The 16053-nt window shown below is 39.5% G+C and carries 16 protein-coding genes; all 16 read right to left on the bottom strand.

Annotated features, from left to right (window positions below; translation table 11 throughout):
• Positions 1-49 precede the first annotated feature (49 nt).
• On the bottom strand, positions 50-631 hold the full coding sequence (locus DWZ47_RS03145; RefSeq protein ID WP_117512302.1) for a hypothetical protein: 582 nt from the start codon (positions 629-631) through the stop codon (positions 50-52).
• Between the two features lie 2 nt (positions 632-633).
• Positions 634-4560, bottom strand: coding sequence for a phage tail tape measure protein (locus tag DWZ47_RS03140; RefSeq protein WP_117512301.1), 3927 nt, complete (start codon positions 4558-4560; stop codon positions 634-636).
• Between the two features lie 2 nt (positions 4561-4562).
• Positions 4563-4724 (bottom strand): hypothetical protein, encoded by a 162-nt coding sequence (locus DWZ47_RS30580; RefSeq protein ID WP_004311558.1) that lies wholly within the window; start codon positions 4722-4724, stop codon positions 4563-4565.
• A 30-nt stretch (positions 4725-4754) separates the two neighbouring features.
• Complete coding sequence (locus DWZ47_RS03135; protein ID WP_117512300.1) at positions 4755-5276, bottom strand: hypothetical protein; 522 nt, start codon at positions 5274-5276, stop codon at positions 4755-4757.
• Between the two features lie 49 nt (positions 5277-5325).
• Positions 5326-5481: a hypothetical protein gene (locus tag DWZ47_RS30575; protein WP_004300280.1), complete on the bottom strand. Its 156-nt coding sequence runs from the start codon at positions 5479-5481 to the stop codon at positions 5326-5328.
• The gene (locus DWZ47_RS03130; RefSeq protein WP_117512299.1) at positions 5478-6317 is read right to left on the bottom strand and encodes a hypothetical protein; all 840 of its coding nucleotides are present in this window, start codon (positions 6315-6317) and stop codon (positions 5478-5480) included. The genes DWZ47_RS30575 and DWZ47_RS03130 overlap by 4 nt, the downstream gene beginning before the upstream one ends.
• Positions 6314-6886, bottom strand: a complete 573-nt coding sequence (locus tag DWZ47_RS03125) for a hypothetical protein (protein WP_117512298.1) — start codon at positions 6884-6886, stop codon at positions 6314-6316. Before DWZ47_RS03125 ends, DWZ47_RS03130 begins: the two co-directional genes overlap by 4 nt.
• The gene (locus DWZ47_RS03120; protein ID WP_117512297.1) at positions 6883-7425 is read right to left on the bottom strand and encodes a hypothetical protein; all 543 of its coding nucleotides are present in this window, start codon (positions 7423-7425) and stop codon (positions 6883-6885) included. The genes DWZ47_RS03125 and DWZ47_RS03120 overlap by 4 nt, the downstream gene beginning before the upstream one ends.
• 8 nt (positions 7426-7433) lie before the next feature.
• Positions 7434-7856 carry a hypothetical protein gene (locus tag DWZ47_RS03115; protein WP_008775915.1) on the bottom strand — a complete coding sequence of 141 codons (423 nt, stop codon included), beginning with the start codon at positions 7854-7856 and terminating at the stop codon, positions 7434-7436.
• Positions 7857-7860: 4 nt separating this feature from the next.
• Entirely contained in the window at positions 7861-9435 is a 1575-nt protein-coding gene (locus DWZ47_RS03110; RefSeq protein ID WP_117512296.1) for a phage major capsid protein, read from the bottom strand.
• A 17-nt stretch (positions 9436-9452) separates the two neighbouring features.
• A complete protein-coding gene (locus DWZ47_RS03105) occupies positions 9453-10514 on the bottom strand; it encodes a hypothetical protein (RefSeq protein WP_007759719.1) in 1062 nt (353 codons plus the stop codon).
• Entirely contained in the window at positions 10468-11907 is a 1440-nt protein-coding gene (locus DWZ47_RS03100; RefSeq protein ID WP_117512295.1) for a phage portal protein, read from the bottom strand. Before DWZ47_RS03100 ends, DWZ47_RS03105 begins: the two co-directional genes overlap by 47 nt.
• 115 nt (positions 11908-12022) lie before the next feature.
• Positions 12023-14053: a PBSX family phage terminase large subunit gene (locus tag DWZ47_RS03095; protein WP_055228882.1), complete on the bottom strand. Its 2031-nt coding sequence runs from the start codon at positions 14051-14053 to the stop codon at positions 12023-12025.
• A 61-nt stretch (positions 14054-14114) separates the two neighbouring features.
• Positions 14115-14660: a terminase small subunit gene (locus DWZ47_RS03090; RefSeq protein ID WP_117512294.1), complete on the bottom strand. Its 546-nt coding sequence runs from the start codon at positions 14658-14660 to the stop codon at positions 14115-14117.
• Position 14661: 1 nt separating this feature from the next.
• Positions 14662-15225 carry a phosphoribosyltransferase gene (locus tag DWZ47_RS03085; protein ID WP_117512293.1) on the bottom strand — a complete coding sequence of 188 codons (564 nt, stop codon included), beginning with the start codon at positions 15223-15225 and terminating at the stop codon, positions 14662-14664.
• The gene (locus DWZ47_RS03080) at positions 15194-15985 is read right to left on the bottom strand and encodes an NAD-dependent epimerase/dehydratase family protein (RefSeq protein ID WP_117512292.1); all 792 of its coding nucleotides are present in this window, start codon (positions 15983-15985) and stop codon (positions 15194-15196) included. The genes DWZ47_RS03085 and DWZ47_RS03080 overlap by 32 nt, the downstream gene beginning before the upstream one ends.
• Between the last annotated feature and the right edge of the window lie 68 nt (positions 15986-16053).

Here is a 16053-nt window from a genome sequence, read left to right as displayed (position 1 = left end):
TTAATTAAAAATTAATCGAATTACAGCATATATGTAAATACCAATATTATCATGTGCTTCTTTTTCTGAACGATATTTCAACATCGGCTTGATGAACAATATTTGCGTAGACAGCAGCATTAATTACACGGGAATCTATACTCATTTTAAAGAATGTCATTAGAAAAGCAATCTCGGCATCGAAAGAAGAACGAATTTGTTCAGGAGTAACCTTATTTCCTTTATGTTCCTCACTGCGTCTTTCCTCATTCCGTTTTTGCTCAAAAATTGCAGAATGAAGCAAATAGTCAATCTTCGATGTTACCTGTTCATCACTCATATTCCGAGAATCTACATTTAGTTGTTCCAATACCTGACGAACATCATCATAAAAGCCAAGAGAAACAAGAGTCTGACATATACGAAGGCTCAATAGTTTGGCACGTTCTTTCAGCATATCCTCCTTGTCCATTACCATAGCCTTCATATTTGAAGGATTAACAATACTTCTGTATTCAATGAGCAATTTAGATGCTATCTCTTTAAGCGTGCTCTCTGACACAAATTCGCGATCCGAAAGCAAACAAGCATAGTTTCCACATGAAAGCTCAATGAAATCATTCAATGTTATCTGATTTAATCTTTCAATCATGACTATTTCAGTTTAGATAACTTATACAGTTCAAATTCACGGTTAGAAGCATCTTGGCGTTGCATTTTTAGACTCTTCATTAAAAGGAGATTTGTTCTATCAACCCTTTTTTCTAACCGGGAATAATCATTGAAAACAATGGTGTTACCGGAAGAGGATGCTAAATATGTCGGTGAAAATGTAGGAAAGTCCCAATCCGGCATATCAAAATTAGAGATATCTACCTTATCAACATCAGGAAAGACTTGCGCACCTTTAGGAATATCAACTAAAGTTGGAGTATCAGGAGTAATCCATGCTTTTCCGGAATACATGATAACTTCATGTTTACCGGCATCACCAACCAAAGCAGCACCGCCGGGGTGCCTATCATTACCTTTAGTACCTTCTGCATAAGAAGGAATAGGAGTGGCAAGAATTGTTGCTACTTGCATAGCCCCCATCGCCCCGATAACAGCAGCCATTACAGCACCGGCAATCGGACCTAACTGGAAAGCTTCCATAATACCACGAGCTGTTGCAATTCCAGTTTCTGCAACTTGTACTCCCTTATGCCAAACAGCTTGTTTATGGGCAATCTCTTGCTTTTGTTTTTCCAACTCCTTATTCTTGGCTTCTGTCTGATCCTTTGCTGCCCGTTTACGCGCTTCCGCTTCCTCTTCGGATATAGCTCCAGACTCTGCCAGATTCTCAATTCGTTCAATATCCTCATCATACTTTTCCTCATTAGCTTCCCGCTCTTCTTCTATTTTCTGAATCTGACCATCATAAATAGAAGAGACTAAGTTTCCAATAGCTCCCACAGCTTGAGATGCAGTTTGAAGCCATTTTTTCAAGTTCTTCTGACGTTCTTTCTGTGCTTTCTCATCCGCTTTAGTAACTTTATTGATAGCATCTATTTCCGCTTCTGCTTCTTGCTGGGAAAGGTCCGCTTTCAATTTCTGTAACTGCTCTGCAATCTTTGCCCTATCCTCTGCACTCAAATTTTCGTTTCGAAGTTCCAACTCCAACGCATCAATTGCAGCTTCGGTTGTTTTACGTACATAATCTAATTTTAACTGATACTCAAGTTCTGCATACTCTTGCTGGGTTATTTCCTTAGAAGCTAACTGTTTTTTAAGAGCAAGCGTATCCATAACATATGCAGCATCCCGGATTTCCTGCTCATGCGCCGCATTCTCTGCTATTAATTGCACCTGATCGGATGCATGTCTTTCGTAAAGTTCTTGTTTCTTTTTTGCATATTTTTCGTCAATGAGAAAAACATCTTCACCAGTTTTCTCCGCTGCATCAATTTCTGCTTCACGTTGCAATTCCAACTGGTGCAATTTCAAATCAAGTTCTTCCTGGGACCCCTTTTTTACAACAGCAAGAGCGTTCTCAACATCCTTCTTCTCACGATCAGAATTATACTTAATAGTAAACTCATCTAGCTTTTCCTGCATTTCCTTAGCTAAATTCTGACGTGTAGCAATTTCCTCTTTGCTATTACCCTTGACGGCAGCAATCTTCTTCGAGTAAGCAACACCAATTTTAGCAAGTTCTTTCTCCAGTCCCTCATCCATAAGAGCTAGTTCTGACTCCTGATAAGTTTCATGAATTTTCAGCTTCTCTTTGAGAGCTTTTTCCTGTTCACGTTTTTCTTTATCAGTAAGGACTGTTATACCTGAACCATTTTTGTCGTTACCCTTTGGACGGAACTTTTCTGCAATCACATCAAGTCCACGATTAAATTCATCGCTAGATGCTATTTTGAATAAGTTTTTAGAAAATTCCAACTGAGCCTTATCCGCTTTTTCTGCTTCAGATGTGTAATAGCCAAACATTTTAGCAGCACCATTCTTTATCCAAGACATATCTTCAAACTCTGATGTTGCATATTGAGCACGAGTTTTCATCCGTTTTAAAGCTTCTCTCTCTTGGGCCGTTACTTCAATACGTTTATTTTTCATTTGAATAACAGCTTTTGTGTATGCTTGTTCCTCTGTATCACCAGCATCAATAAGCCTCTTATATTCTGCCTGAAAATCTTTTTCTACTTCCAATAACTTTTTGTTCGCATCTTTTTTTGCAAGTGTTCTAAAATTATAATCTATCTTTTCTATTTTTTCTTCAGGAGATTTCAAATCATTGGCGATACTTCTTATTTTATCAGCCATCCAATTAAGAAACTCCTTAGCAGGTCCCGTTGACTCGGAGAAAGAAAGCATAAACGCTTCCCATGCTGAAGATAAGTTAGCAAGAGCTCCATGAACATTATCTCCCATCGTGTGAGCCATATCGCCCAATTCACGTTCTACACCAGTAATCTGTTCTCTAAGTGGTAATATTTTATCAACAGCGGTGAGAAAGGCATTAAAAGCGGCAACACTACGCTTATCAGTTAATTCAAGAGTAGTATTCAAGTCTACCCCTTTTTCTTTTAGCGATTTCAATCCTTCAACTAACTCAGGCAATGTTTTAACGGGCTTACCTAACGCCTTTGCCAGCTTTCCATTACTATCAGCTAAATTTAGAAAAACATTACGGGTAGCAGTAGCAGCCATTGAAGCATCAAAGCCGGCATCCGATAATTTACCCAACAAAGCCAAAGTATCTTCAATACTGAAATTAAAGGCTTTTGCAACCGGTCCAACAATTGGTAATGCAGTAGCGAGATATGAAAACGACAATGCGCTTTTGGTTGTTGCGACAGCCATCGCAGACACATATCTTTCAGTTTCTCTTGTATCAGCATTAAACATACGAAGAGAAGCACCTGCCAATGAAGCCGCATCTGCTAATTCTGCCCCGGTAGCTTGTGCAAATTTTAGAACGTGCTCTGTTGCATCTAATATTTCTTTTCGAGTAAAACCCAGTTTAGCAAGTTCTATTTGCAAATCCGTAGCTTCGGATGCAGTGTATTTCGTTGTAGCACCCAAACGTTGAGCATCCGCAGTTAACTCCTTCACTTTATCAGAAGTGGTTCCTAATATTGCAGCAAGCCTACTATTAGCTAATTCAAATTTAACAATATCACCTACTCCTTCACGCAGTTTTGTAAATAAAGCAACAACTCCACTAACAACAGCTTGTGCACCAATATATCCAGCTGCCCACCCTTTTAAACCAGCACCAACTTTACTTAACCCAGGAGCAAGCTCTGTATTAAGCATCCTACCGGCATTCCGGGCAATAACACCCATATTCTGCATGGATTTATTACCGTTCTGTATCTCAACCCATGCAGCCTTTACTTCTTCCCGGTATGCACCGATAGTCATTTTCTGTTGACTATATCGATCGGAATTTCGCTTTATGTAATCGGTATTGATTCCGATTGTAGAATTAAGACGGGCAAGTGTACGAATATAGTTTTCATCCGTATCTTTCAAAACATCAACAGCCTTTTGCAGCTGCTTATTCATTTCCTTTGCTTGTGAACGGCTATGTACTTCCTGATTAGTCAAGATAATAGCAGTTCTGATAAGTTTTAAACGTTCTTCTTCAGATAGAACAGCTTTCTTACGAGTAGTATTACCGGCATTCTGCGCTTTTGTCAAGTTAGCTTCTGCTTTAGCAGCCTTTTCCAAGGACACAGCATTATCCGAGTTTGCTTTGGTTAGTTTCTTCAGTTCAGCAGCAGATAATTTCTCTACATTTAGCTTTTCCTCTATCTTCTTACTGACAGTTTGAGTTATTTCAGACTGTCTTCTAAGAGCTTCGGTTAATTCAGCAGATGCAGAACCAGCCGTTTTTGCTTGAGTATTATAAAGGTTACTCAACTTTTCAAGATCAGCAACACCTTCTACATTTAGTTTCAAACCTTTTGCTAATTCTTTGGCCGCATTAACATAATCAGCCCTCACACGCTCAATAGTATTATCAAGCTCCACCAATTTCTGCAAATCGTTCTCATCAACGAAATCTTTTAATTTTAAATCTGCCATAATTACAGGTAATGTCTATATTCAACAATCTTTCCTTTTATCTCAACTCCTAGTTTATCAAAAGCATAGGTACCATCTTCTTTCTGATAAACGACATACATGCAACCATCCAAGACAGCTGCTTTCTTTGCAAGATCACTGATACGTTCCAGTTCACTCTGCATCTTTTTTATTTCGCAACTACAAGCCATTTTCTACCGATATCCACATTCTGAAAAGAAACGTTCCATCCAGGGACGGAGATACATAATATTAAAGTACTCTTTAGCTGTATCACCAATGCCTAAAATCTGCTCACCGTATTTCTTCTCAATAGAACTACCGTCCGTAAATCCTTTCGTTGAGAATCGAAGCCCGGAATCAATTCTATCGGCAGTTATGCTATCATAGAAAGTACCAGTAATAAAGAGGTTAGGTACCTCAACCGGACGCGGTGGCAAATAAAGCATCTCACTTCTAAGAGGTGGAGTTATCCTCTCCTTCCATCGTTTATATTGTTCCGCACGGTTCTGCCAGGGACCGGGCTCGTTAAAATAGGTGTCAGTATCATAATCAGGATTCAATAGATGTTCAGTACCGTCCAGACCGGAATATAATTGTTCCTGAATGCAATCAACGAGTACATTCTTATGTTCTTCCATACACCTAATACATTCCTCTTCAAACTCGGATGCAATGGAATGAATAACTCTATGTAATTCATCAAAATCTGCCATACAGTAAAAATATAACGGGCCGGGCTGTAATCACACCCCAGCCCGTCGGTTACTTAGTTATCGCATCGTACACTTCCGAGAGCTTCTTCTTGCGGTCAGCTTCCTTCAGTTCCTGCCACACGACTTTAATGTGTGCATTAATAAACTCTTCCTTCGTCATGCCCTTCACAGCAACCTCGACGAACGTAACATTATCTACCTTCATGACACCTGCTCGATACCTTTGATCCCTTTTTCAAACAACACAGAAGGAGCTTTCAATGAAGGAACTTCCCCGACTTTTGGAACAATGGTAATGATACCATCCGAATATGTAGCGGAAGTTACGTTATTCATAACTTCAGCAGCACCATCAGCAATAAGACTGCCAAATTCTTCTGTACGGTCATAACCACCAACAACTTCAACTATTTTGTAAGTATTTTCGGCCTCCAACTTTTGAAACACAACATCAACCAAGCCTTTAACGAAATTCTTGGGATTGAAGTCTAACTGCACGTAGTCAAAGTGCAATTGGCTGTCTTCCACATCTTCATGTGAAAAACTAACAGTCATCGCAGACTTAGCACTACTGGTCGGGTACTGTGTCACGGTCGGGTAAACAGTAGACATCGGAATACCGGCAAGGATATCAGTGTCATCATTATAACCGATCAACATATTATCCTGATTCCAAAAGTAAACGTCCCATCCTTTATTGGCACATTTCAGAAGCTGGGCATTCAAAACCTCATCAAATTTCTTCAAAGTGAAGGTGTCTGTTTGAGCGCTAAGCCCGTTGTATTCACTTGCACCGTACCCTACAGGATTAACTTGAGGCTCTCCACCATTCTTGGCATACTCCAGGAATGGCAAAATAGGGTAAATACGCCCGGGACGGTCTGCATGGCACAATTCGAGCAACTTCTCACCTGTTATATCAGCAGGGAGTTTGACACCATGTTCTGTCAAGATAGCACCTTTGACCTTTTTCCAGTCAATGCTACAAGCAGAACTACCAGTGTTCATCCGGGAACCCTTACACGTTCTAATCTTTCTCATTTTCTTCTACAATTAAGATTATTAATTTTTATTTCCATCGAGCGTATATTTATGGCATCAATCGGCTCGCTCACAGCCTTACCGGAATCAGTATAGGCTCCGTATCTGCCATATGAATAATTTTCCGAATAACTATGTTTCACTTTCTCGTCACAGTCACAGTCGAAACGGGAATCTTCACATAACACTTCAAGCAATCGTTTATATATTGGCCGGAGAATATTTTTAAAAGAGGTCGTTCTTCGCTCCTCATTACTCCACTCTTTACAGGAAGAGCAAACTATAGTCAACGAAACCTTTGCTTTTGAAAAATAATCAGGATCACCTCTATCTTCACTAATTGGAGTGAATAGTGCAACCAGGGGAAATTTCTTTTCAGACTGGCTAGAAGATTGACTGTATTCATCTAAAGTATCCTTGATATATTGACTGCTACCAAAGATGTAATTCAATCTTGGTGACTTTACAATTTTTGCCCCACCTTTCCCATTAGGGTAGAGGATTTCAAGTCCTTCAGGAAGTTTTCTAACTACTTCTTCAAACAGTTCTGTTATATCCAATTCCATCATAAATTGAAAGCATTAATGGGAGTTAATAGGTTCTTTTGAATCTTCAAACCGGTGAAAGGACAATCATCGGACATCGCCCATTCTACAAAGAGTCGGTTCTTCTTCACCATGCTGTTCCAGACACTAACCTGTCTCTTAATCGGAGATATATACTCGTTAGCACATTTCAATCTTACAAGACCAGTGATAGTAGCCTGTGTATTCATATCACGTAAAATGTGAAAGAACACATAATCGGCGAACGATTCACTTAACTTCTCACATAAAAGTGCATATCCGGATTGAGATTCATCTTTTTCCGAGATATCAACCTCATCTGAAGAATCCTCTTTTTCCTGTTCTACGATCTCCAAATAATCAGTAATAGCTTGTGAAAGACTAAAACCGACAGCAGTATGAAGAAATTCGGTCTGAAATGCCTTGATATACCCGTTTATCACCTCATTTACTGCAAGAGACTGGGGCGAAGGCATTTCAGCGACCGAAGTATTCTCAATATGCCTGGGACCTGACGTAAAATATGAAACATCAATCAACATGGCAATAGTTATTTAGAAGCCTTACCCTTTCCGGTTTTCTTTTCATCTTCCACGGAAACGGTTTTATCATCAACAACAGTTACTTCCTTAGCATCTCCAGCAGGCAATTCTTTTGAATCGGCAGCCGGAAGATTCTTGTTATCAGAAGGAATCAGGGCTTCAAGTTCTGCAATACGAGCTTTCATTGTATCACGTTCATCTGTCAGTTCAACAATAGCTTTATCTTTCTCCGTAATGGATTCAGTAAGTTCACCGATTTTCGCATCTTTCTCTGTAAGCATACATTCCAATGTCTTTCGAGCATCTTCTTCTGTAACAAGACCACACTCGGAAATAGGGGTGAATGAAACCACCCCTCTACCAATCCGAATGCGTTGCTCTTTAAGCACATTGGCTACATCCTTATCATTACCTCTAAGTATGTAATCCATAATATTACTTTTTAGTAATTGCTTCTTTCAGTTCAGCCAAATCTCCATAAGCAAATGCCCAAGGATTGTAAACAGGGAAAATCACCTCTTCACTGGCAATAAGAACCACCTCATTACACAACTTCGTTTCCACATCTTCAGCCCACTCTAACGCAAGATTAGTGTAGTCAACGATAGATGCACCCATGTGCATATCACCAATAAAGTATTTACCGGGTAACATACCGGTACTCTCTACAATCGGACGGTTAGCAATATGCTTAACACCATTGACAACCTTAATAATGCCAAGGTTACGCCCAGTTGTATCCTTCTCTGATTCCATCGCATTAACATCTGACGGATTGAGAGTAATAGCATTGGGATAATACTGTGCATAGGTCATCACGGCAAATGCCGTCTTAATAACATCTTCCGAGTTAGGAGCTTCGATACTTTGGAAGAATGAGTTGTTGACAGTAAATATCATATTTGCAATGGCTGTTTCCTCACCGGCAAAAGCAACACCTTTCAACAAGATTTGACGATCATTCATCTTGATAATAGGATTCGCTTTGTTCAAATCTGTCACAACAGCAGCATTGGCAAATGTAATAACCATACCATTGAGCATCAGATCGTACGGCTTTGTGAATTCAACAATTGTGTCTTTGCCCCCATTATGGCTTTCGACAGACTTCACACTACCTGCTTCTCCCTTAATGATAGTATCTTTGATGATACTTTCAACTGGAAGCACTCCAGTGTGATTAGTAATGCCTAACAGGTTCTCACCGTTCCCATCACCAAATAACATGTTCCAATCTTCAGCAAGCCATACAGCTTCCGGTAACATATTCAGAATATAACTTCTGATGAAAACACGACTCTTCAACATACGTTTGGAAATTCTGATATGGGTACCAAGTCGTTTCGTACCTGTCTGAATTTCCTTCATCTTAATGCTTGACTCCGGTAAACGACCGTTTTCAGTAACGTACCGTGCATTCCTGTCGAAGTCATACACTTGTGTAAAGGCGAGCTGCGTATATGTAGGATCACCCTGCAAAGTCGTAATGACATTACGCATATGAATCTTCTGATTACTTACCTGGCTAACAACACGGTTCTGCTGTTGGGTAATCATGATTTCACCACTGTAATTGTCGGTCATGGACACAATATCTTTCAAGCTGAATCCCTCAAAAGAACCTGTTTTACGGCTGTGACCGGCTGCAAACTCCTTGAACTTCTCACTATCAAGCATTTCGCTCAATTTCTCGTCGAACTTATTGATAGTATCCATAGATAAGCCTTTTTGCTTCATTTTTTCAATGCTTTCTCCAAGGCTCTTAACCTGGTCAACAAGTGTTTCATTGTCTTTAATCAATTGAGCAAACTTCTCGCCGTCATAAGACTTCAATAAGTTATTAATTTCTCCAAACTGTTTAGTCACATCATCAGGCGTAACAACTCCTTCCAGTGATTTATTTACGACTTCACACATCATGCCGACGATGTTTTCCATGAATGTTTTCTGTTCTGCTGGCAGACCATCTGTTTTCAGATTAAAATCTGATACTGTAAATTTTTTAAGCATAAAATTTAAATTTTAAGTTATTTATTATCGAAACAACTATTCAAACTTTTGAAATCGAATAAAGTGCAATTATCAGCGGCTTTAGTCGTTACTCCATCGTTACCATTTTCCCCGTCATTCTTTTCTTGAGTGTCAACAGACGGCTCATTCTTTCCGGTAGTATCTTCAGAAGTATTTTGTAGAATAGCATTCGAACGATATACTTTTCCCCAACAGTGGGGACATCTTACATAATTCATAAGATCCTGCAAACTCTTTTGAGTGAACTCTTTCTCCTCTGACTTTACAGAATCAATAAGAGAAATTACTTGAGTTCTAATCTCTGGAGTGAGCTTCTCCATTTCTTCTCTTACGATGTCCTGCGTTATCCATCTCTGATAATCGGCGGCGTAATCTAATACCTGTTGTGCAAAGGTATGTTCCGTTTCTGCGTCATAATCAAATTGATAACCGCAATGAGGACATGAGACAACGGCACCACCGTTGAGGCTCTTTAGTAATAAACTTAATTCCATATCGTAACCTTTTAAACGTTCATCACTATATCCATGCTGCAAGAACGCTTTTCGAACGAAATCAACAGCTTCCTTTACTTGGTCGGCAGTAGCAGATTTGATATTCACAAGGAATGTTTGAGGATTACTTCCCCAACTTGTCAATGTAGAATATTCCATCATACGCCATTCAAGCACTTTACAAGGATCAGTCAAATCCCTTTTGATAGCTTTTACTCCGATAGAGTGTTCAAGGGTTCTCCCATTCTCTGCAAACAGCTTATAATCAGCTAACGTGTCACGACCAATCTGTTTTTCAAGATTCAACTGGCCAACCATAACTAAATTACCCTCTGTTTCCTTACCACTCAATGGAACCCCCAACAATTGATCCGGACGGTGATTCAAGAACCAACGCATACGACCAATATTTTCCTTTAAAGTCTTGTTGAATGATCCGGGCATGGATACGTCTTTCTGTGAGTCCTTCACACCGATACCGTTCACCGCGACGGTAACGATACCCTTCTCATCAACATCATTTGCCTTTGTCTTGTACTGAAGGCTTTTGATTTTCTCTTCCATTTTCAACTTCACTTTTTGTGTTAAGACTAAATATTTGTTTAACTATCTCTCGTTCCTGGTCCGACATCTCAAATAATGTTTTGTCGAACATAGGTTCTTCAAATTTACTTTCACCGATTTGCGCCCTCCAATCATTGTACGTTATCAATCCACTAAGGAACTGGTCTTTGCACCGGCTATTGATATTGGTCTTTACTTCCTCGGCTTCTTTCAACCCCTCCTGCAGGCAATCCACATCGGAGAAATCACAATCCAAATAATATCCGCTTGATTCAAGTCCTAAAAATTGAGTAAACTCACGGCAGAACTGTTTCGCAAATGGAATGATAACAGAGCTATAAACACTCTTTTCTGCCGTAGATTGATTGCTAAAAGTAGACTGGTCTTTGCGAGGAACTAACACAGCAGGAATACCATAAGCACCTGAAATACTAATTGCATCAGCAAGTGTTTCCTCAAACGGTTGCAGTTCTGCAATAGTGAGATTGGTACGTACAAAACTCAATGGGATATCAGACAGCCCATATGGTAACTGGTCCTTACCTACTCCGAACTTACCGAAGTGTTGTTGCAAAATTTCTTTCTTCTCATTATCAGTCATAGCAATGGGTCCGGATTCATCTTGTTTCATATTGATAAGAAATCCTAAACCACCTCGTTTTACATAAATTACATTACGGGCCTCATATACAGCAATAAGGTTCGATATCGGTTTCATTTGTGACATAAGACGGCTTTGAGATTTCATAAACCCAAATCCGGAATAATAACTCACACACCCGTCTCTATCATGCCATACCTGATAAGCAGGTATATTCATTGTGCTCAAAGCGCCATAATTTAAACGATAACCTCTAATAATATCTTCTTGATCAGCTATACCAAACAATGGAATATTACTACCTAAAACAGGCAAGACTTCCATTGCATCAGCAGGAAGTACCCAGTAGTTAGAGCAATAACGCCATTTTTCTACATTAGTGAAGCTATCAGACATTGCAGCACGTGTAAAACTATTGCCAAGACACAGTTTATATACGAAATGTTGATAAACATTTTGTTTCCATGTCATCAAACAATTTGGTCTAAGAAGTATCTGATTCAAATTCTTATTAGCCCAAATAACACTATCATCCTTAACTTTCTTAAACTGAAAGTTAGCACTGGAAATACGAGAAGCGATGTAGTCTATTGGAAAAAAGACTTCTGGTACAGACTGAAAAAGCGTAAGAAAATTTTGAGAACAAACATACGGAGATGAAAATAACTCTTCAACAGTTATCTTTTTCCCTTCCGGAAGCTTCTTCTCTTCAACAGTCTCACTCACGACTTCTACATTAGCATCCTGTACAAGCTCTTCCTCTGACTTAGATTTTTTACGAAACCAACTCATTTATTTCTTATTTGAAACAAATGTAGGAATATGAATAATCGGTTTCTCAAAACACTAAAATCTTGAAAAATAAGAAATGTACAAATTCAGTTATAACAAACTATATAACAACAAATTACGCAGCAGATGATTCGGGGAACGATTTTATTATATGATATGCAAGACCACTTAAAATAATGCTTGCACTTTTATTCTCGCTATTTATGTTATAGTCCATCAGGTTAGTAATGAAATCACTGTAATCTTGAGATTCCTCTAACATCTTTGGTGATAACAAAAAGTTATTCCTTATAAAATCAGATGTAGCAGCTATTCGCTTATCCACATCGGCAAACTCTTTCTTTACTCTTACTTCTGTATCTTTCACAATTTCCCTCAACTCACGTACAGTCTGATAATAGGCAGATGAACATTCAAAGAGACACGTATTGGCCTTGTGCTCCAAACATGCGGTCTTAATTTCCTCTATGGAAGATGTTTCTCTAAACAAGGCATCAGTTAAATGCCACTTATCACCACAACGGGATGCCTGAACAAGAACAAACGTACCATCTACATTCGGCATGACATAAACAAGCCGCTGCGAGTAGACGTTTTGTGCTTCCGGATTAAAGAAACCAAGCATACCCTTACCACCATACAGATTCCTTTTTCGCCGGTTACTAAATTCAGTGTACTGCTCATTACACAAATCCACAACGACATATCGAAACGTATCGGATAAGTGCCCGTGTTCCTCATAAGTTTGCAAAGTAGTTTTATTCTTGACCTTGGTTTTAAGAATGGCACCGTTAGCATCCTTCTGTACACTCATGTAGTCCTCGATAGATACCGAACATGATTCGTCGATGTATATCTCTATGCCAGGAACAGTACAATCAAAGATAGCATTGATAAACTCACCAGTCATGGCAACACTCGGATTCTTATTGCCTACTTTATCCTCAATCTCGAATCCTTCTTTCTGCAATGTATCTATGAATAAGTCCATCCAAGAACGTTTTTCATCATCAATGCTATTGGCCGCCTTTGTTGAGGCATCCCCGTGTAGGTAGACTTTATCACTATACCTGATATCTTTCAGATACTTGGCTACAAGTTTAGAGGACTTCTTTACTGTATTGTTAGGACTTTCGGCGCATGTCTCATGGAACTGCCAAACCTTGATACCGGTAGTGAAATCTACTTGCCAGTACGACACACTGATATATGGCAGTACGTTATTATCTACTGATATATGAATAGGCAGATCCGGGATATATTTATGTTCACCGGAATGTTTGCCACGGTTGAACGAACCGAAGAACTCGCTACCGGTACGAATAACACCCCACTCTCCCAATGCGTACACATTGTAATAATCCGGATCGTGGACTCTATCATACTCAAAGTCGGCAACACATTGCTCATCATAGAAACCATACGTACCGTCAGGACTACCGACCACCCAAAAATTATTCAAATAGGTAGATTGGATAATAACTGTATTAGGTGCCTGTTCCTCGATTTGCTTAGTACGAAGATTAAGTATTTGCCTGGGTGCATTCTTCTTTACGGATTTGACCTTGGTAAGTTCTTTCGGCAACTCTTTGCCGGCAATGGTAACAGACATTGGCACATCATGCCATTTGTCTTTATCAATGAACTCTTTCTTTATCCAGTGGCTTTCACTGATCGGATTAAAGGTACAAATAATCTGCTGCCCTTTCTTACCACGCAAACGCTTACGTAGCTGCTTGAAATCCGGATGCTCGAACTCTGACCATTCTTCTAACTGAACACGCTTGTAGTTAGAGATACCTTTTATCTTCTCCGGATCGTCAAGACCGGAGAAATCTATCTTCGCACCATTAACCAGACACTTAATAGTATTCTGTTGGAACTTGAACAAATGGGATATGCCAAGACCGGCCGCAGCGACTTTATAATCTTCATAAATGGTTTTGAGAATAGAAGCTCCTACCTTACGCATAACAAGAGTGTTCTCACCGTCCTGTAATGTCTGTATCAGTATGGTTTGTGCCACACTGTACGATTTACCGGAAGATGAACCTCCATAGAGAATGATAAAACGGATAGTCTCATCATTCAAGTACTTCAATAGATAGAATCCGTTAGGATTTAGCTTCTTATAATTTATAACCATATTGTTCTAAAAGTAAGGTTTATCCGTAGGGAAAACACAGGAAATAACCTATAAAATTGTTCTATTCGTCCGATTTATCATTTTCATCAAAGCCAATACGAAGTTCACTGACCTTGTTTCCATCTCCACCTTTGATGTTGACATTCTTATCTGCTTCCCATCCATTCCAAGCACCTAATATCCGGGCCGCTTCTGTTTTGCCATTGAACTCATAGGTAACCTCTCCTCTCTTATTCTGTATCTTCTTCAATGCGTTACGGGCACGTTTGGGAAGTTGGGAAGGAGTTCTCATTTTTGTTTTCCCGGTTGCAGGGTCAACAAAATGAAGATCATCGGGATTGGCAAGCACTATATCCATTAATACCCTCTCAACAGTTTTCCTCTCTACTTCAGACTCTTTCGCTCTCTGCGCCTTAATCTCATTTATCCTTGTACTAACCTTGCTATTTGCTAATAGTCTACTCGCAGCGCTCCAAATTGTCTCTGGCTTCATGTTGGAAGTATTATAAGACATTCGATATGCTTCACTTGCATTACCTTCTGTATCAACGTAATATTTACAGAATTTCTCTTGCTTAAATGTTAATGGTTCCTCTCGCTTTCCCATATCAATTATTGTTTATTCCTATGAGAAAAAGAAGCTGCTCTCTATCTCTTAAAAGCTCATAGGTGGCAAGTAATGTACTGCCGGTTGTTAATATGTCATCATACACTATTATCTTCTTTTCCTTTATCGGACGAAGAAGAAAGAATTCCGGATTCAATCTATCTTTAGTTAGGCACTGAATTGCATTCTCATAGAATGGTATTTTCACCGCCCCAGCTATTTTCGTGCAGATAGAGGTTGCAAAATGAAAGCCCTCGTAGTGTCTCCGTCGCGGTGTGGTGACTATACACCATCCTTCATATCCCCCTACTATGAAGCGGTGGAGAAACTCACACGCTCTCTCTGCAAAGAATGATGCAAGTTCCTCCGACTGTTTAATTTCTGAAAAGCTGGTACCAGTCTTGGAACGAGTGAACTGGGAGATGTAATAGATATCACCCTTTTTATGAAGTGACACCTTTTCTCTCAAATCACATAACCGTTCCTGATGAGACCAGCTCTTACATTTCACCGCTTCCGGCTTATCCCAGTCATCAATACGACATATCTTTCCCTTTCTTTTCATCAAAAATCTTCTTTACTCCATCCTCGACAGATGTATAAGACAAAGGTACTAAATAGATATCCCGGTTCACCGACTGCTCTAAATTGTCAAAATCCCGTTTTTCATTAATTAGCTCAATTTCAAGCGGTTTGTAGTATTTTACTAAAGAAGCAAAATACATAGTAGTCACAGGTTGGACGTTACAAATATTGATAAGCTGCCGGTTACAGCCCACCGCATAAATAAGCCCTTCGACGACATCATCTATGTAAGTGAAGCACCGGATATTCTGACCACAATTGTATAAAGACACGTTTTCCTTTTCTATCAGGAACCAGAGAAGAGTTCTTTTTCGCGGATTAGGTCCATATACATTATGCAGCCGGCACCCGGTCGCAGCCTTACAATAGATAGATGCATACTGTTCATCGAAATACTTGCTTATTCCATACATGGAAGTGGTATTCTCCGGATTCGCCGTTGACGAACTAGCGTATACTAACTTCACATGATACTGGTTACATGCATCAGCTACTCGCATGAAAGTATCAATGTTATCCTTCCTGATCTGTTCCAGGTTTCCATTAAACACACTAGTTTGCGCCGCCAAATGGAACACACAATCAATACCCCCATTTTTCAGGAGCTCACATACTTTTGTGGCTTCAATACCAGACTTTCGATCAAGTCCTATGACTTCGACATCCCTTTTAGCTAATTCTCGGCAAAGGGCTTTACCAATAAATCCCTCACTGCCGGTTACAATCATTTTTCTCATCATCACAAAAACTAAAGGTGCATCTTGTTTAAAGACACACCTAGGTTCAACATAAAATCCTAAAGATTAAA

Source organism: Bacteroides sp. AF32-8BH, from assembly GCF_003435205.1.
Classification (GTDB): Bacteria; Bacteroidota; Bacteroidia; order Bacteroidales; family Bacteroidaceae; genus Bacteroides; species Bacteroides ovatus.
The sequence above is the reverse complement of the archived record's forward strand: the minus strand, read 5'-3'. Positions and strand labels throughout refer to the sequence as shown.

Coding starts and splice junctions, on each gene's coding strand:
- DWZ47_RS03085 (WP_117512293.1), bottom strand. CDS start 15,225: ATGAAAAGAAAGGGAAAGATATGTCGTATTGATGACTGGGATAAGCCG.
- DWZ47_RS03100 (WP_117512295.1), bottom strand. CDS start 11,907: ATGAGTTGGTTTCGTAAAAAATCTAAGTCAGAGGAAGAGCTTGTACAG.
- DWZ47_RS03140 (WP_117512301.1), bottom strand. CDS start 4,560: ATGGCAGATTTAAAATTAAAAGATTTCGTTGATGAGAACGATTTGCAG.
- DWZ47_RS30575 (WP_004300280.1), bottom strand. CDS start 5,481: ATGAAGGTAGATAATGTTACGTTCGTCGAGGTTGCTGTGAAGGGCATG.
- DWZ47_RS03135 (WP_117512300.1), bottom strand. CDS start 5,276: ATGGCAGATTTTGATGAATTACATAGAGTTATTCATTCCATTGCATCC.
- DWZ47_RS03120 (WP_117512297.1), bottom strand. CDS start 7,425: ATGTTGATTGATGTTTCATATTTTACGTCAGGTCCCAGGCATATTGAG.
- DWZ47_RS03080 (WP_117512292.1), bottom strand. CDS start 15,985: ATGATGAGAAAAATGATTGTAACCGGCAGTGAGGGATTTATTGGTAAA.
- DWZ47_RS03095 (WP_055228882.1), bottom strand. CDS start 14,053: ATGGTTATAAATTATAAGAAGCTAAATCCTAACGGATTCTATCTATTG.
- DWZ47_RS03090 (WP_117512294.1), bottom strand. CDS start 14,660: ATGGGAAAGCGAGAGGAACCATTAACATTTAAGCAAGAGAAATTCTGT.
- DWZ47_RS03105 (WP_007759719.1), bottom strand. CDS start 10,514: ATGGAAGAGAAAATCAAAAGCCTTCAGTACAAGACAAAGGCAAATGAT.
- DWZ47_RS03125 (WP_117512298.1), bottom strand. CDS start 6,886: ATGATGGAATTGGATATAACAGAACTGTTTGAAGAAGTAGTTAGAAAA.
- DWZ47_RS30580 (WP_004311558.1), bottom strand. CDS start 4,724: ATGCAGAGTGAACTGGAACGTATCAGTGATCTTGCAAAGAAAGCAGCT.
- DWZ47_RS03130 (WP_117512299.1), bottom strand. CDS start 6,317: ATGAGAAAGATTAGAACGTGTAAGGGTTCCCGGATGAACACTGGTAGT.
- DWZ47_RS03115 (WP_008775915.1), bottom strand. CDS start 7,856: ATGGATTACATACTTAGAGGTAATGATAAGGATGTAGCCAATGTGCTT.
- DWZ47_RS03145 (WP_117512302.1), bottom strand. CDS start 631: ATGATTGAAAGATTAAATCAGATAACATTGAATGATTTCATTGAGCTT.
- DWZ47_RS03110 (WP_117512296.1), bottom strand. CDS start 9,435: ATGCTTAAAAAATTTACAGTATCAGATTTTAATCTGAAAACAGATGGT.